Source organism: Pseudomonas sp. Cab53 (assembly GCF_018325965.1).
In the GTDB taxonomy this organism is placed as follows: domain Bacteria; phylum Pseudomonadota; class Gammaproteobacteria; order Pseudomonadales; family Pseudomonadaceae; genus Aquipseudomonas; species Aquipseudomonas chlororaphis_E.
In genome coordinates this window covers 3,803,834-3,817,729 of the sequence record NZ_AP021902.1, presented here as the reverse complement: position 1 = coordinate 3,817,729, position 13,896 = coordinate 3,803,834, and the positions used below count along the sequence as shown (strand labels likewise).

The following is a 13,896-nucleotide window of genomic DNA, read 5'->3' as shown; positions in this document are numbered from 1 at the left end:
AGGAAACGCCCTCCGCCAATGTTGATCTTGTATCGAGCCTATCCAAGGAAAAGGGCCGGAGCGCATATCTGGTGTTACGATTTACATATCGGTATTCAATCAATTTAAGCATTCAATTAGAAAGCGCGTTTCGCCAGGCAGGCTGTTGTTGATTAGTGTCTAATCTTGTGTTTTTAATGTTTCCAACAGAGTTAGATTTCTGGAGAAGGGTTATCCAAAGAAGTAGGTCCGTCCTTTGTGGCGATTGAGTTATTTTGAATGACTTGCATTGTCGATTGAGTGCGCGAGTTCGTGCACGCCTGCATTTTACGCTCTACAAAAGGAATCTGGTGGTGAAGGAAAGAGTCGACGTGATCACGCTCCTCGCCCAATCGGTCGATGAGGAACATTACATCGCGCGTTCTTTCCTCTGTTATTGAAGGAAGGCATCCACGAAGCGTCGATCCGCAGTTCCAGGCAATTGATGTTCGCTTACAACAGCTGATCCTCTTGGAAAGCGTCTGCCGCTCGACCCACACGCCGACTCCCGATACACGGCGATGCCGTGTCCATCCACTATCGGCGCTGGCTGCAGGATCCCGATTTGAAATACGGCGTAATCCGGCACAGACCTAACTAATCAAAACACTCGTCCATTCACGGAAGCAAAGAAATGAAACCGACCAAATGCAAGGATCAGGTGATCCTCGACCTTTGGCATCCGCTTGCAGCGCTCGCAGAGATACCGGCGGGAGTGGTGCAGAAGACGGTGCTGCTCGAAGAAAATCTCAGCTATGCCTTTGACGGCAAGGGCATAGCTGCAGCCTGGCTTACGCGGCCGGAATTGTCCGCGGGAAGCTCTGTCGAACCCGGCGGGCTGGTGGGAACGCTGCCGGTCAAGATCGCCTATGGCTATGTCTGGACCTCGCTCGGCTCAGCGGCCGAACTGTTCCCGATCCCGGAGTTTGGCGAAGCAGACCGCCGCAACCTCAATGCCGCCACTGTCGGCGTTAACGTTTCGGCGCCGCGCGCCATTGAGAACTTCCTAGACATGGGTCATTTCCCTTACGTCCATACGGATATTCTTGGCGCCGAGCCGCATACGGAGGTGCAAGAGTACGACGTCGAGATATCGACCGACCGCGACGAGATCGTCGCCACCTGCTGTCGCTTCTTTCAGCCGATGGCCTCTGTCGCGTCGACCGGCGGCGCTGACGTCGACTACGTCTATCGGGTGCCGCATCCTTATTGTTCGGTTCTCTACAAGTCGAGCCCCGTCGACCCGAGCCGCCTCGACGTAATTGCCGTTTTCCTACAACCGATCGACCAAGAGCATATCCGCGCGCACATGATGGTGTGTGTCCTCGACGAGGAGAACGAAGACAAGGTGATCAAGCGATTCCAGCAGACGATCTTCGGACAGGATAAGCCGATTCTGGAGAACCAGTTTCCGAAGCGCCTGCCGCTCGATCCGCGCGCCGAAACCCCGATCCGCGCTGACAAGTCGGCGATCGCCTACCGTCGTTGGCTCAGTCAGAAGGGCGTGACTTACGGGGTCATCCCGGCCGCTACCTGACCTGACAAACTTTGGAGAGAACCATGCTCGATACCACTAAGACTAGATGGCATCCCATTGCCGCGACTTGCGACTTGCCGTTTCGCCACGTCTTTCACGCCCAATTACTTGGCCGAGAGTTCGCCGTCTGGCGCGCGGATGATGGCTACGTCAACATTTGGGAAAATCGCTGTCTGCACCGCGGCGTCCGTCTATCGATTGGCATCAATGATGGTCGCGAGTTGAAATGCCAGTACCACGGCTGGCGCTATTCGAACCGTACCGCCGGGTGCACCTATATACCGGCGCACCCGGCGGACGCGCCTGCTCGCACCATCACCAACCGCACCTTTTCAAGTGTTGAACGCTATGGACTGGTATGGTCGGCGGAGGAGCCGCAGGAAGACATGCCGGACCTTGCCTGCCTTACCGAAGGCGAACTACTCACCCTTCGCGGCATTCCGCTTAACGCTCCGGCGGACATTGTTGTTTCGGCGCTGAAAGCCTATCGCTTCCAGCCGAACGGACGGCTACAAGGAACTGCGGCGGCGGTGTCGATCGAGGCGAACGATGCTTTTTCAGTGGTGCTCAAGGCCCGCGAAGAGGACGCCGAGACGCTCGCGGTTTTCTTCGTCCAACCGGTCGATTCCCACCGTTCGGTCATCCGCGGCCTACTTGATGGCTCGCCGCTCGGCGTTGAACGACTCGCCGTCCTTCGTCATCACAACGAACAACTTTCGATGCTTCGCGACATCGTTGAGCGCGAGGCGACGGCCGCACCGCAGCCGGCGCCGCTCGAGCCGGTGATCGAGCGGGTTTCGCCGGAACTTGCGCAAATGCCGGAAATCGACGCCCACGGTCGTAAGGCGATGGTCCGTGTCACTGTTGCGCGAATTTGGATGACGGCCGATGGGGTAGCGGCTTTCGAGCTCCGCCCTATCAGGGGACTTTTGCCGACCTTTCAGCCCGGTGCCCATATCGACGTGCATATGCCGAACGGCCTAATCCGGCAATATTCGATTACCAATGGCCCCGGCGAAAGTGATAGCTACGTGATCGGCGTCAAGTTGAAGCATGATTCAAAGGGCGGATCGCTCTACATGCACAAGACTATCCGAGAGGGTGATGTTCTTGCGATCTCGGAGCCGCGCAATAACTTTCCGCTTCGCCGTGATGCGGTTCGCACCATTTTTATCGCGGGCGGCATCGGCCTCACACCGCTCATCTCCATGGCGCAGGTGCTCAAGAATCAGAGCCTGGACTTCGCGTTCCACTATTTTGCCCAGAACCAGGAGCAACTCGCCTTCCCGGAAAAGACCGGGCTTCTAGGAGAGGCCTTGCAGGCGCACCTTGGACTCGATCCGGCAGGAACGACTGCGAAGCTGAGAGATATCCTTTCCGGATATCGGAGAAAAATGCAGGTCTATCTTTGCGGTCCGGGCCCAATGCTGGAGGCGGCGCGGCGGATCGCCGCCGAACTCGGCTGGCCGGAGGGCGCAGTGCATTTCGAATACTTCAAGAACGTTAATACGATTGAGGACAGTTCGAGCTTCGAGGTGGCCTTGGCGCGCTCCTGCTTGACACTTACCGTTCCGCCCGGGAGAACCCTTCTGGAAGTGATACGTGAAGCTGGAGTCGATATGCCGTCGTCTTGCGAGCAGGGAGCCTGCGGCACCTGTCTTGCACCGGTGATCGAGGGTGAGCCCGATCACCAGGATGTCTACTTGAACGATGCCGAGCGTAAGTCCGGCAACAAGATCATAACGTGTGTGTCGCGTGCAAAGTCGACTCGCCTTGTCCTCGATCTCTAGGAGATGCTCGATGATCACTCTCTACGACTATGAACTCTCGGGTAATTGTTACAAACTTCGGCTTCTAATGAACATACTCGGGATCGAGTACAGAAAGGTTCCAGTCGATTTCTACCCCGGTCGCGAGCACAAGTCAGATTGGTTCCTGACGCTCAACCCGCTCGGACAACTGCCGGTGATCGACGATGACGGGCTGGTGCTGCGCGACGCACAAGCTATCCTCGTCTATCTGGCCTCCCGATACGATCCGTCCGAGACATGGAATCCGCGCGACAATCCAGTGCTACTCGGCGAGATCGCTCAATGGCTCGCCTTTGCCGACGGTATTACCCTCACGGCTTCGGCAGCGCGTCTCCACGACGCCTTGTTCTACGACCTCGACGTAGAGGCCGCCCGCGCCCGCGCCCACGGACTGTTCCGCATTCTCGATGAGCATCTCTGGTTCGTCGAAGAGGAAGGGCGCGACTGGATCTGCTCGGCGCCGCACCCCACGATCGCGGATATTGCCTGCTTTCCTTATATTATGTTGTCAGAGGAGGGGGGCATTTCCAGGCAGGATTACCCGGCAATCCGCCGCTGGTGCGATCGCGTGAAGCGTATCAAGGGGTTCACGGTCATGTCGGGGATCTTTGCCGCCGGCCCGACGCGTCCGGCCTGAAATTACTCGAAACGCGAGGCGCCTAAGCCTCGCCCATTATCTTGAGTGAGAAAATGAAAACGCGTGCCGCAGTGGCAATCGCTCCCGGAAATCGATGCAAATCATGACCGCGCGTTTGGATGGTCAGTATGTCGAAGTGCTTGCCGAGGGCAGGACCACCGGCATCTGCCACGCCGACGAGTTCACCCTCTCCGGTATACCGAAAATCACCTACGGGTAATGCCCTTTTATAGCCATCAATATTTCGTCCAGTGGTTGCTGCTTCCAGGCTAGGCCCGCAACTTCAGCGGGTATCACTCCCTTTTACGGAGTCACTGCCAGAGAGGTACGTGTCGTAGGCTATATTCCCGGCGTTTTCTGATATGTCGCTCGGAACGTGGTAGCCCTTTTTGACGCGAACCTCGCGCGGCGACATCCCGTACTTCTCGGAAATGTGCCGTGAGAAGTGGAACTGGTTTTTGTAACCGCATTGATTCGCAATGTCCGAGATCGCCAACCCAGTCTGCAGCAGCAGAAAGTACCCGCGAGTCGCGCGAACTTGCCATAGATAGCGCACCGGTGTGATGCCGATATGCTTGCGAAATGATGATACGAGATGCGCAGGCGTCACTCCCACCAAGACGGCAAGCCGTCCGACAGTAATTTCCTTCTCGTAGTTCTTGTCGATATAGAAACGAGCCCTCAGGACCGTGTGCGGTATTAACCGCTCCTGCTCAGAGATCTGTGCCTCATGGAAATAGGCGAGAAAGATCGACTCCCCCAGTGAATTGCGTAGCATGTTCAGGCAGGAACTGGAGTTGACGCCGAGTTCAATGCCCAGGCGTTGTATCGTTTTTATTCGTTGCGAAAGCGGTATGCGTGGCGGCAGCGATCTCAACCGCATTGCTACTGGTTCGGAAAGTTCGCCCGCGTGGCTTTCACACCAACTGACGCGGGTGGCCGCGTGGCTATCGCCATACTCGATGAGGAGACGGTGCTCGTTGCGGAAGAAACCGCAACTGCCCGGTCCTAGAACGGTCTCATCGTCATCGCAAGATACGAGAGCACTGCCCTCGTGAACAATGAGCAGAGTCACGTAGCTATCCTTTAGCGGACCATACACCCCGTCTGCAGGATATATCGCCTCGCCGAATGAGAAGCCGCGACTGCTGTCGATAAATACGTGCATAGCTTATTTACCGCTGGAATGCGCCAAGTACAGAGAGAAAGAACCTTGCCCTCGGTGCATTTAATCCCAGATATGGTAGGACTCCGGTCAGGGGCGTTTGAGGGGAATGCCGAGCTGCGCGGGCTGGCCGGAACGGACCCGGACGACGGCGAGCAGAGCGATGGAGGCGAGATAGGGCAGGGCGAGAAAGACCTGATAGGGCACCGGCAGTGCCAGGATCTGTGCGTGGCTGGCAATCGCGTCGAGGAAGGCGAATACGACGACGGCGAGAATTGTGCCCCAGACATTCCAGTTTCCGGCGACGAGTGCCACCACCACTAGCCATCCACGCCCGGCACTGATATCGGCGATGAAGCGGTCGGAGAGGCCAAGCACGAGGAAGGCTCCACCCAGGCCAGTCAGGGCACTGCCGGCAAGTGTTGCAAGATAAAGACGCGGGATGACCGGCAGCCCCTTTGTTTCGAGCGCCTTCGGATTTTCGCCTAGAGCGCGCAGTTCCAGCCCATATCGGGTCTTATAGAGAAACAGCCATACAAGCGGGGCGAGCAGAAAGGCGACGTAGGTCAGTCCGCGTTGGTTGAAGAAAACGGGGCCGAGATACGGAATATCGGAAAGAATGGGAAGCGCAATGCTCTCGAACCCCTTGAGGCCAGGCGCGACCGACGCGCCGGTGAAGCTGCGGAACAAAAACAGCGTCACGCCACTCGCTACCAGATTGATCGCCAGGCCGGTGACGAACTGATTGAGCCGCAGGGTCGCGGTCATGAAGGCGATAAGCAGGCCGACGATGGAGCCAGCGACAACTCCCGCCAGCGTCGCCAGCGTGAGCGATCTAGTGGTGATCATTACGACATAGGCGGCAAAGGCAGCCGTCAGCATTGTGCCATCGATACCAAGATTCCAGATGCCAGCGCGCTGGGTAATCAGCTCCCCCATGGCTGACAGGACGAGCGGCGTCGCGATCCGCAGACAGGCAGCGAATACGCTGATCAGCATACCGCTTTCAATTAGCTCCATTATGAACGCTCCCGCACGAGTTCGAATTGCGCCGCAATTCCGGCCATTAGGAAGAACAACAGGATCAGTCCCTGCAAGGCGGTAATGAGGGCCGCTGGAACGCCTGTCATGACATTCATGAACAGGGCGCCGCTGTGCAGTGCCCCGAAGAAGAGTGCGGAAAGGAGCGTACCGAGCGGCGAGAGGTTGCCGATCATGCCTATGATGATGCCGTCGAAGCCGATACCTGTCAGATTCGATGTGGTTAGCCTGTGCGAGACGCCGAAGATCTCGCCGACGCCGGCAAGCGCCGAAAGGCCACCGCTGATCAGCATCACGACGAGGGTCGTGCGGATGGTATCGGTACCGCGCTGGCGCAGTGCGACCGGATTTATGCCCATGGCACGCACTTCGTAGCCGAGCGCGGTCCGGTTCATGAGGATGTGCAGACAGATCGTGGCGATGATGGCGACAATTATGCCGGGGTGCAGTTTGCCAACAACGCCAAGTGCAGGAAGCCAGACACCTTCCGGCAGGATCGGTGTCTGCTGGTAACTAACGCCGCCACCGGAGCTCGACCAGATGGCTGTCAGCAGGTAGGAAAGCAGGTAGCCAGCTAGATAGTTGAGCATAACCGTCGAGACGATCTCGCTGATGGCGAAGCGGGATTTGAGAAAGCTTGCAAGCCCACCAAGGGCTGCGCCGCCCGCAACGCCCGCCAAGATGCAGCCGGGTATCGCCAGCACCGGAGGCATCCCCGAAAGCCACAGGCTGGCCTGGTAGGCCGTCATGCCGCCCGCCAGCACCTGTCCCTCCTGTCCCACTGTCCAAACCCCGGCCCGATAGGCAATGACGGTCGCGAGACCTGTTAACAGCAGCGGAGTGGCTGCAACGAGCGAGGAGACAAGCGCAGACCGGCTCCCGATGGCACCCATCGCCAGCGCGCTGAAGGATGAGCCAAGCGGAGCGCCGCTCACGAGGATGAGACCGGACGTGGCTGCCAATCCCGCCAGGATGGCGACGGCATAGACCATGATTGTCCAACCGGTTCGGGGAGATGTGCGACGGCGCAAACGCATCAATTTGCACCCCGCTGGCCGGCCATCAGCGCACCGACCTGTTCGATCGTCACCGTCAAAGGATCGACGATGTCGACGATTCGGCCGTCACACATGACCGCCAGCCTGTCGGATAGTGCAAAGAGATCGTCCAGGTCCTCCGATGCCAGCACGATGGCACAGCCCTCGTCACGCTTCTGCCTCAGTCTGTCATGCACGATGGACACGACGCCGATATCGAGTCCACGTGTTGGCTGATTGGCGAGAAGAAGCACGGTCGCTTGGGCGAGTTCGCGCGCCAGAATGACTTTCTGCGCATTGCCACCGGAGAGCGAAGCAACCGGTGTGTCGATATCGGGTGAAGCGATTGCATACTCCGCCCGTGCATGTTCGGCGCGTGTGCGCACCTTTTGCAGGTCGATGAACAATCCCGATCGCACCGACGGACTGCGCTGGCTTCCCAGGATGATGTTTTCGGCAATGCTGAAGGTGCCGACCAGCCCCTCGACAAACCGGTCCTCCGGAATGATCCCGACCCCTGCCGCCATGTAGGCCTCCGGACCCTCTCCTTCGAGCTGGCGGTCGCCCACAAGTATGCTGCCTGCCTCGGGCAGGCGGATCCCGGACAGCAACTCAAGCAACGCCTTCTGGCCATTGCCGGCAACACCAGCAATACCCAAGATCTCGCTCGACCGCACGGTGAAAGAGACATTGTCGAGGACTGTTTCTCCCCGCGCGCCTCTTGCCCGGAGGCCGGCGGTTTGAACCACGACGCGCCCCGGCCTGCTCGCGCGTTTTGCGGCTGGCGATGGCGTTGCCGACCCAATCATGAGTTCCGTCAGCTTTTGTGCCGTAACATTTGCTGTTTCGACGGTGGTGATCTTCCGACCACGGCGAAGCACAGTGACGCGATCGGTCTGCATTACCTCTGCCATCTTGTGAGTGATGATGATGATTGACATGCCACGGGCCTGCATCTGCCGGATGACCGAAAAAAGTCTTTTCGATTCCTGTGGTGTCAACACCGCGGTCGGCTCGTCCAGAATGAGGATCCGGGCGTCGAGATAGAGAGCCTTGAGGATTTCAACCCATTGCTGCTCGCCAACCGATAGTTCGCGCACGAAAGCGTCCGGATTGATCGAGAGGCCGAATGCGACCGACAATTCTGCAAGCTTGTCACGCGCCGTCTGCAAGTCGAGCCTCCAGCCGGACTTGTGTGTGCCGAGGACGATGTTCTCCAGTACCGTCATCGCCTCCACGAGCACGAAATGCTGATGTACCATTCCGATGCCGCACGCGATCGCTTCTGCCGGGGATCGAAACCGGACTTCCTTTGCGCCTACGAAGATGCGACCTGTATCCGGGGTCAGGCTGCCGTAGAGACAGGCTGAAAGAGTTGATTTTCCGGCGCCGTTTTCGCCGAACAGGCCATGAAGCTCGCCTTTGCGGATATCGAGATCGACGCCGTCATTGGCAAGCACTTTGCCGAAATGTTTGCTGAGTTGTTCGACTCGGAGCGCCTCGACCATTTCCACTCTCTCTTTTTTGGCGGGTTGCATGCAGGATTAGTTCGAAGAAGGAAGCGAGGTGTCGAGCGGCACTGTCAGCGTGCCGGCATCGAGTTTCGCCTTAGCTTCATTGAATGCTGCGATCGCAGCGGCAGGTACAAGTGCTTCGCGCCCGTTGAAAGCGGCAACAGACGATCCGCCTTCCTTCATCGTAAGCCACTTGATCTGCTTGTTGCCGTCAAAGACTGTGCCGTCCTTTTTGTGGCTGAACCAAGTATCGACGATGCTCGAGATATCGGCCTCCCATAGCGCTAGGGGGGCGGATATCATGCGCGGCGAGCGGGCGCTGTCGTCGCGGAGATTACCGATGCATACGATCTTTTTTTCATCGCATGGCGCAAAGTTGTCGGCCAGCGTGAAGATGATGTCCGCCTTGGCAGCGATCTGCGCATTCATGTATTCGGCAGCCTTGGCGGGGTCGTACCAAGACTCAATGTAGGCGACTTTGGAGACGATGGCAGGGTTGACCGACTTCGCACCGGCAAAAAAGGCGTTAATCTCGTCATTTACGTCATCTGCGGGAAACGTACCGACGACCCCGAGAACGTTGCTCGCAGTCGCCTTGCCAGCCAGCACTCCGAGCAGATAGGCGGGTTCATGAACCCTTTTGTAGATCCAGTAAAGGTTCTCACCCAGGCCTTCGTTGCCAGATCCGGATGTGACGAACATCACATCTGGAAACTCCTTCATGATTGCCTTGACCTGATCGCTGTAGCTGGAATGGGCCCAGATGATATCGAACTGGCCGGATTGCGCATAAAGCCGCATCGCGTTTTCTGCGTCGTTTCCCCAGAGTGGATCGGACACCTTGGTGGTGATCGCTAGGCCATGCGGCATCTGGGTCTTGACCCTTTCGAATGCCTTTAGGAAGGTTCCATCCCAGGCTGAATCCGGCCCGGCGGCGACAACGACCGCAATACGCAACTCCGTCGGTGGCACGGCCATCACGGGCGAAGCGAAAAGGGCAAGAAGTGGGGTCATGAGAAGCGCCCTGATGAATTTCGGTATCGGGTATTCGAACATGGGTGTTTCCTTGAGCTGCTACAGGTCGAGAACCAACCGTTCCGTTATCGAACGGGAACAGCAGGGGGTGATGAAGGCGTTTGATTGCTGGTCGGCAACCGAAAGGCAGAGATCGCGATGATCCGGGAGGCCGTCGAGCACCTTCGTCCGGCAAGTTCCGCAGATTCCTTGTTCGCAAGAAGTCGGGATGGCGTAGCCGGCATTGGTAAGCACTTGCGCGATGGTCTTGCCGGCCGGAACTAGATGCCAGGCGCCGTCGCTCGCGGTCTGGACGCTGAAGGCCAAATCTCCCTCGACAGGTGCAGTTGGGGTAAAGGATTCGCTGTGCACCGTTTCAATGGGCCAATCTTTTGCCGCTTGCCGCGCAGCGTCGACGAATCCCTGCGGGCCGCAAATATAGAGATGGACTCCAGGCTCATGAACTCCAATCCTTGAGGCAAAGTCGAAATCGGATCGACCCTCGCCTGCGTGCAGGCAGACACGCTCGGGGGCAATCCCATCCGCGAGAGCCTCTATGATCGCCACCCGCGCGCGATTGACGCGGAAATGTAGGTCGAAATGTGCGTTGAGCGTACGCAGACGGTGCGCCATCGCCATCAGCGGCGTGATCCCGATCCCGGCAGCCATCAGCACGCTGCGGCGGGCATTCTCGATTAGCGGAAATGCGTTTTGCGGCGTGCTGATTGTCAGCCTGCTTCCGACGGCAAGGGTGTGTGCCGAAATCGATCCGCCGCGTCCGTTCTCCATACGTCGGATTGCGAGGCGGTACCGGTGGCGCTCGGCCGGGTCGTTGCAAAGACTGTACGGACGGACAAGGCTTCCCGGCAGATGAAGGTTTATATGCGCACCGGCAGTAAATGCGGGCAACATCTCGCCTGCTGCGTTTTCAAGCTCGAGCACGAGAATATTCTCGCAGACGAGCTGCCGACGCGTGACGGTCACGATTAGTGTCTGGGTGCAGGTCATGGATCAGCTCACGATCGGGGCGCCGAGCCCGAAATGCTTGACCAGTCCACGGCGATATTCAAGCGACATGCGGTCGGCGGGAATGTGCATCTCCGCCGTTAGGTCCAGCGGCAGGTCTTCCGGGCGTTGCTCCTCGACCATCGGCCTGTCCTCGGCATTGATGATCTCGGAATCCTTTAGCCAATAGTCGCGATCCGGGTTTCCGCTGGTATCGGTCAGCACTTGGAAGATTTTGGAGACATGGGCCGACACTGGGCAGACTGTATCGGCGAAGTAGAAGCGTAAGGCAGAGTCGATCGGCGCGATGATGATCAGTGTCGAGAACGGATAGGTCAGTTCATAAGTGTAGACCACATCCCGGCTGTCACCGCCGATACCGTCGTTGAATCGGTTGAAGCCTTCGCGGTAGGGAAACGCAAAGGTGAGCCCGAAGGGTGTTGTCGTCACGTCGTAGTTTGGAATCTGCGCATTGCGATCGCCGCCGAAACTCTTCGTGTGGACCCAGGGGAAATGGGCGACGTCGTTGAAGTTCTCGACATGGCGGCTTGCACTGGCGCTCCATATGTCGTTCGGCACCCAGACTTTCGTTAGCGTGCCGTCGGCTATGCCTGCCCATTCCGGCAGCGGCCAGATAGCCTCGGGCTTCAGACATGCCCATACGATGCCGTATTTCTCTGTGACGTGGCAGGACTGAAGGCGCAGTTTGGATGGGATGCGCTGCGCCTCGCCCATGGCTGGAATTTTCGTGCAGTGGCCATCGGCGGCAAAGTGCAGCCCGTGCATCGGACAGATCAGCTGATTGTCGCTGATCCAACCCTGGCTGAGCCGCGTGCCACGATGCGGGCACAGATCCCTGGCCACGGAGACACCTTCATCCGTCCGGAACACGACCAAGTCGACATCGAGCAGACGCGCCCGGATAGGCTTGTCCAGAACTTCGTTGGAATAGACGATCGGGTGCCAAAAGCTGGCAAGTATGTGCCAGTCATTTTCGTTGAAAGTGCAGCCGCTCGGAAGCTCAGATGCGTGTTTCTGGCTGTTTTGTGGCGAAAACATCGCGGGTTCCCTTGATATGGTGGAATTCACATGGGAATAATGTCCTGCATTTGACGATGATCAGAAATGCCCTGGTTGACGTATAAGTTGACTGAAATTACGATTTTTAACCGAGGGTTGCCTCTTGAGCATTGAATCCTTGATTGACGTGCAGAAGGGGTTTGTCTTCGGCGACTGGCACTATTCCGATGGCGGCACCTACGGCCCCCTGAATGGTGCCTATGTAACGCTTCTGATGATTCACCGCGGTGCGGCACGGGTTTTTTTCGACGGAGCTGAGCGGACACTGGTGACAGGGGAGTGCGCGGTGATCGTCAACCGGGCATCTCTTCACATTCACTATCAGAAACATATCCGCACCCATGTAAGTTGGTGCGAGGCGCGACCGGCCGACATATCACGCCGTGCGACGGCGGAAGCGCCGTTGGCCAGAAAGCTGGAAATATCGGAGCGCCTTCTGAAGCTTCAGACAATGGGGATTGACCTCGGGCTGGAATCGGCAAGCACTCGCAACGGATTTCGAAACGCGCTAGGCCTCGCCGTCTTTGGCGCCTATGCCTTCGAAAGCAAGTTGGTCGAGGAGCAGCAGCGGATCCCAAACGGCATTCTTAAGGTTCGCACCTATATCGACGAAAATTTCGCAAGCGAATGCACAGTGACGCAACTGGCTAACATCGGTGCGCTGACGCCTACCTATCTCGTGGCGTCGTTTGCGCACCATTTCGGCATTACGCCGATCCGTCATCTCTGGATGGTGCGGGCCGCTCATGCTCGCCGGCTACTGCTGCACACCAATCTCACTGCGTATGACATTTCATTCCGGTGCGGCTACAAGAGTCCCTATCATTTCTCGCGCCATATCAAGCGGGTCTATGGCCTATCTCCGAAAGCCCTCCGTGAAAGTAAGGCCTACAGGCCACCGAGCAACGCGCTCGAGGATGTGCAAGAAGTCGTGTTCTAATTTTCTATGGCTGGACTCGCGCTGCCGGAAAGAAGCACGACATCACCGTGAATTTCTCGACGCACTTGACGCGATTACGCCAGCGCCTGATGGCGGGTATTACCGCTCCGCGGGCCGTGTCACCCTCACAAGATGGCGGTATTCAACGAGAACTTCAGCGCTGATGTTGCATGCGTTTAGATAGCAAATCCTCCACCTCTTCACGACTAGGCGCGTAAGCCCCGGCATGCGAGCAAGACACCGACGCACAAGCAGCGGAGAACTCCAATCGTGCATGGGGCTCTTGGATGCCTAACAACGTCGAGGCCAGCCATCCGGCCATACTCGAATCGCCGGCACCCACCGTATCAGCGACCTCAACGGCGATCGCGGGCTGTTCAAACTTCACGTCGGCAGCATACAACGCCATACCTTTCGCTCCACGGGTGAAAAGAATCTGCGCACTAGCATTCATCGTCCGCAACGTTTGAAGCGCCTGTTCTTCGTTCAATCCAGGGTATATCTGGCGAAGATCCTCATCCGAGAGCTTGATGATGTCTGCAAGCTCCACCATGGCCGGGAAAGTTAGCTCGCGGTAGCGGGTGTCCATCAGGTTGCGCCAGTTCGGGTCATAGCTAATCAGCTTGTCTTCTTCCTTCACCCTCCTGGCCACCTCAACAAGCCTGTCCCCCAATGGCTGACGGGCAAGGCTGATACAGCTGAAGTGACAGAGTCGAACCGCATCCAACCAACCTGCCGGGAGTTGGTCCACATCAAAAAGTAGATCGGCCTCGCCCGCAAAGAAATACCGGGGAGGGTGGCTGGAGGGCACGATCGCTACCAGAGGGTCAGCGTCGACTCTCTGGAGGAATCTCATGTCCAGACCGGCAGCCTTCGATTGCTGGGCGAGCTCATCGCCCAATGAGTCGGTACTGATCGAGCCGGCGAATGCAGTGGGCACGCCGAGGCGGCTCATTGCGCGGGCCACGTTCCAGGGCGCGCCACCTGGATAGCCCTGCCACCGTCCGGGCGAGTGTTGAACCACGTCGGTCAGTGCTTCACCAAACACAACAACGCTCGGCAATTGCATATTCATTCTCTCTTGTATCGGGCTGGGG

At 57.8% G+C, this 13,896-nt stretch carries 12 protein-coding genes; 4 read left to right on the top strand and 8 right to left on the bottom strand.

What is annotated here, in order from left to right; all coding sequences use genetic code 11:
• The first annotated feature begins 652 nt into the window (after positions 1 to 652).
• Genes KI241_RS16520 through KI241_RS16510 form a run of 3 tightly spaced genes read left to right on the top strand, consistent with a single transcriptional unit; the run spans position 653 to position 4,003 of the window.
• Complete coding sequence (locus KI241_RS16520) at positions 653 to 1,555, top strand: aromatic ring-hydroxylating dioxygenase subunit alpha (RefSeq protein WP_201007350.1); 903 nt, start codon at positions 653 to 655, stop codon at positions 1,553 to 1,555.
• Positions 1,556 to 1,578: 23 nt separating this feature from the next.
• Positions 1,579 to 3,345 (top strand): Rieske 2Fe-2S domain-containing protein, encoded by a 1,767-nt coding sequence (locus tag KI241_RS16515; protein ID WP_201007348.1) that lies wholly within the window; start codon positions 1,579 to 1,581, stop codon positions 3,343 to 3,345.
• A gap of 10 nt (positions 3,346 to 3,355) precedes the next feature.
• Entirely contained in the window at positions 3,356 to 4,003 is a 648-nt protein-coding gene (locus KI241_RS16510; RefSeq protein ID WP_201007344.1) for a glutathione S-transferase, read from the top strand.
• Between the two features lie 283 nt (positions 4,004 to 4,286).
• On the opposite strand, the gene KI241_RS16505 is transcribed toward KI241_RS16510, so the two are convergent.
• The 7 genes from KI241_RS16505 to KI241_RS16475 all read right to left on the bottom strand — a co-directional run bounded on the left by KI241_RS16505 (position 4,287) and on the right by KI241_RS16475 (position 11,838).
• Entirely contained in the window at positions 4,287 to 5,078 is a 792-nt protein-coding gene (locus KI241_RS16505) for an AraC family transcriptional regulator (RefSeq protein ID WP_201007342.1), read from the bottom strand.
• A 180-nt stretch (positions 5,079 to 5,258) separates the two neighbouring features.
• Positions 5,259 to 6,188 (bottom strand): ABC transporter permease, encoded by a 930-nt coding sequence (locus tag KI241_RS16500; RefSeq protein WP_201007340.1) that lies wholly within the window; start codon positions 6,186 to 6,188, stop codon positions 5,259 to 5,261.
• Entirely contained in the window at positions 6,188 to 7,201 is a 1,014-nt protein-coding gene (locus tag KI241_RS16495; RefSeq protein WP_201007338.1) for an ABC transporter permease, read from the bottom strand. Before KI241_RS16495 ends, KI241_RS16500 begins: the two co-directional genes overlap by 1 nt.
• A gap of 44 nt (positions 7,202 to 7,245) precedes the next feature.
• Complete coding sequence (locus KI241_RS16490) at positions 7,246 to 8,784, bottom strand: ABC transporter ATP-binding protein (protein ID WP_201007337.1); 1,539 nt, start codon at positions 8,782 to 8,784, stop codon at positions 7,246 to 7,248.
• Between the two features lie 6 nt (positions 8,785 to 8,790).
• On the bottom strand, positions 8,791 to 9,816 hold the full coding sequence (locus KI241_RS16485) for a BMP family protein (protein ID WP_201007336.1): 1,026 nt from the start codon (positions 9,814 to 9,816) through the stop codon (positions 8,791 to 8,793).
• Between the two features lie 18 nt (positions 9,817 to 9,834).
• Complete coding sequence (locus KI241_RS16480; protein WP_201007335.1) at positions 9,835 to 10,782, bottom strand: PDR/VanB family oxidoreductase; 948 nt, start codon at positions 10,780 to 10,782, stop codon at positions 9,835 to 9,837.
• 3 nt (positions 10,783 to 10,785) lie between these two features.
• Positions 10,786 to 11,838 (bottom strand): aromatic ring-hydroxylating dioxygenase subunit alpha, encoded by a 1,053-nt coding sequence (locus tag KI241_RS16475; RefSeq protein WP_201007334.1) that lies wholly within the window; start codon positions 11,836 to 11,838, stop codon positions 10,786 to 10,788.
• 124 nt (positions 11,839 to 11,962) lie between these two features.
• Here KI241_RS16475 and KI241_RS16470 point away from each other — a divergent pair, with 124 nt between their 5' ends.
• On the top strand, positions 11,963 to 12,799 hold the full coding sequence (locus KI241_RS16470; RefSeq protein ID WP_201007332.1) for an AraC family transcriptional regulator: 837 nt from the start codon (positions 11,963 to 11,965) through the stop codon (positions 12,797 to 12,799).
• A gap of 154 nt (positions 12,800 to 12,953) precedes the next feature.
• Here KI241_RS16470 and KI241_RS16465 read toward each other — a convergent pair whose 3' ends face one another.
• Positions 12,954 to 13,868, bottom strand: coding sequence for a carbohydrate kinase (locus tag KI241_RS16465; protein WP_212800649.1), 915 nt, complete (start codon positions 13,866 to 13,868; stop codon positions 12,954 to 12,956).
• Between the last annotated feature and the right edge of the window lie 28 nt (positions 13,869 to 13,896).

Bases quoted from the DNA above. Each gene is read 5' to 3' on its own strand.
- KI241_RS16520 (WP_201007350.1), top strand. From the start codon at position 653: ATGAAACCGACCAAATGCAAGGATCAGGTGATCCTCGACCTTTGGCAT.
- KI241_RS16515 (WP_201007348.1), top strand. From the start codon at position 1,579: ATGCTCGATACCACTAAGACTAGATGGCATCCCATTGCCGCGACTTGC.
- KI241_RS16510 (WP_201007344.1), top strand. From the start codon at position 3,356: ATGATCACTCTCTACGACTATGAACTCTCGGGTAATTGTTACAAACTT.
- KI241_RS16500 (WP_201007340.1), bottom strand. From the start codon at position 6,188: ATGGAGCTAATTGAAAGCGGTATGCTGATCAGCGTATTCGCTGCCTGT.
- KI241_RS16495 (WP_201007338.1), bottom strand. From the start codon at position 7,201: ATGGTCTATGCCGTCGCCATCCTGGCGGGATTGGCAGCCACGTCCGGT.
- KI241_RS16490 (WP_201007337.1), bottom strand. From the start codon at position 8,784: ATGCAACCCGCCAAAAAAGAGAGAGTGGAAATGGTCGAGGCGCTCCGA.
- KI241_RS16485 (WP_201007336.1), bottom strand. From the start codon at position 9,816: ATGTTCGAATACCCGATACCGAAATTCATCAGGGCGCTTCTCATGACC.
- KI241_RS16480 (WP_201007335.1), bottom strand. From the start codon at position 10,782: ATGACCTGCACCCAGACACTAATCGTGACCGTCACGCGTCGGCAGCTC.
- KI241_RS16475 (WP_201007334.1), bottom strand. From the start codon at position 11,838: ATGTTTTCGCCACAAAACAGCCAGAAACACGCATCTGAGCTTCCGAGC.
- KI241_RS16465 (WP_212800649.1), bottom strand. From the start codon at position 13,868: ATGCAATTGCCGAGCGTTGTTGTGTTTGGTGAAGCACTGACCGACGTG.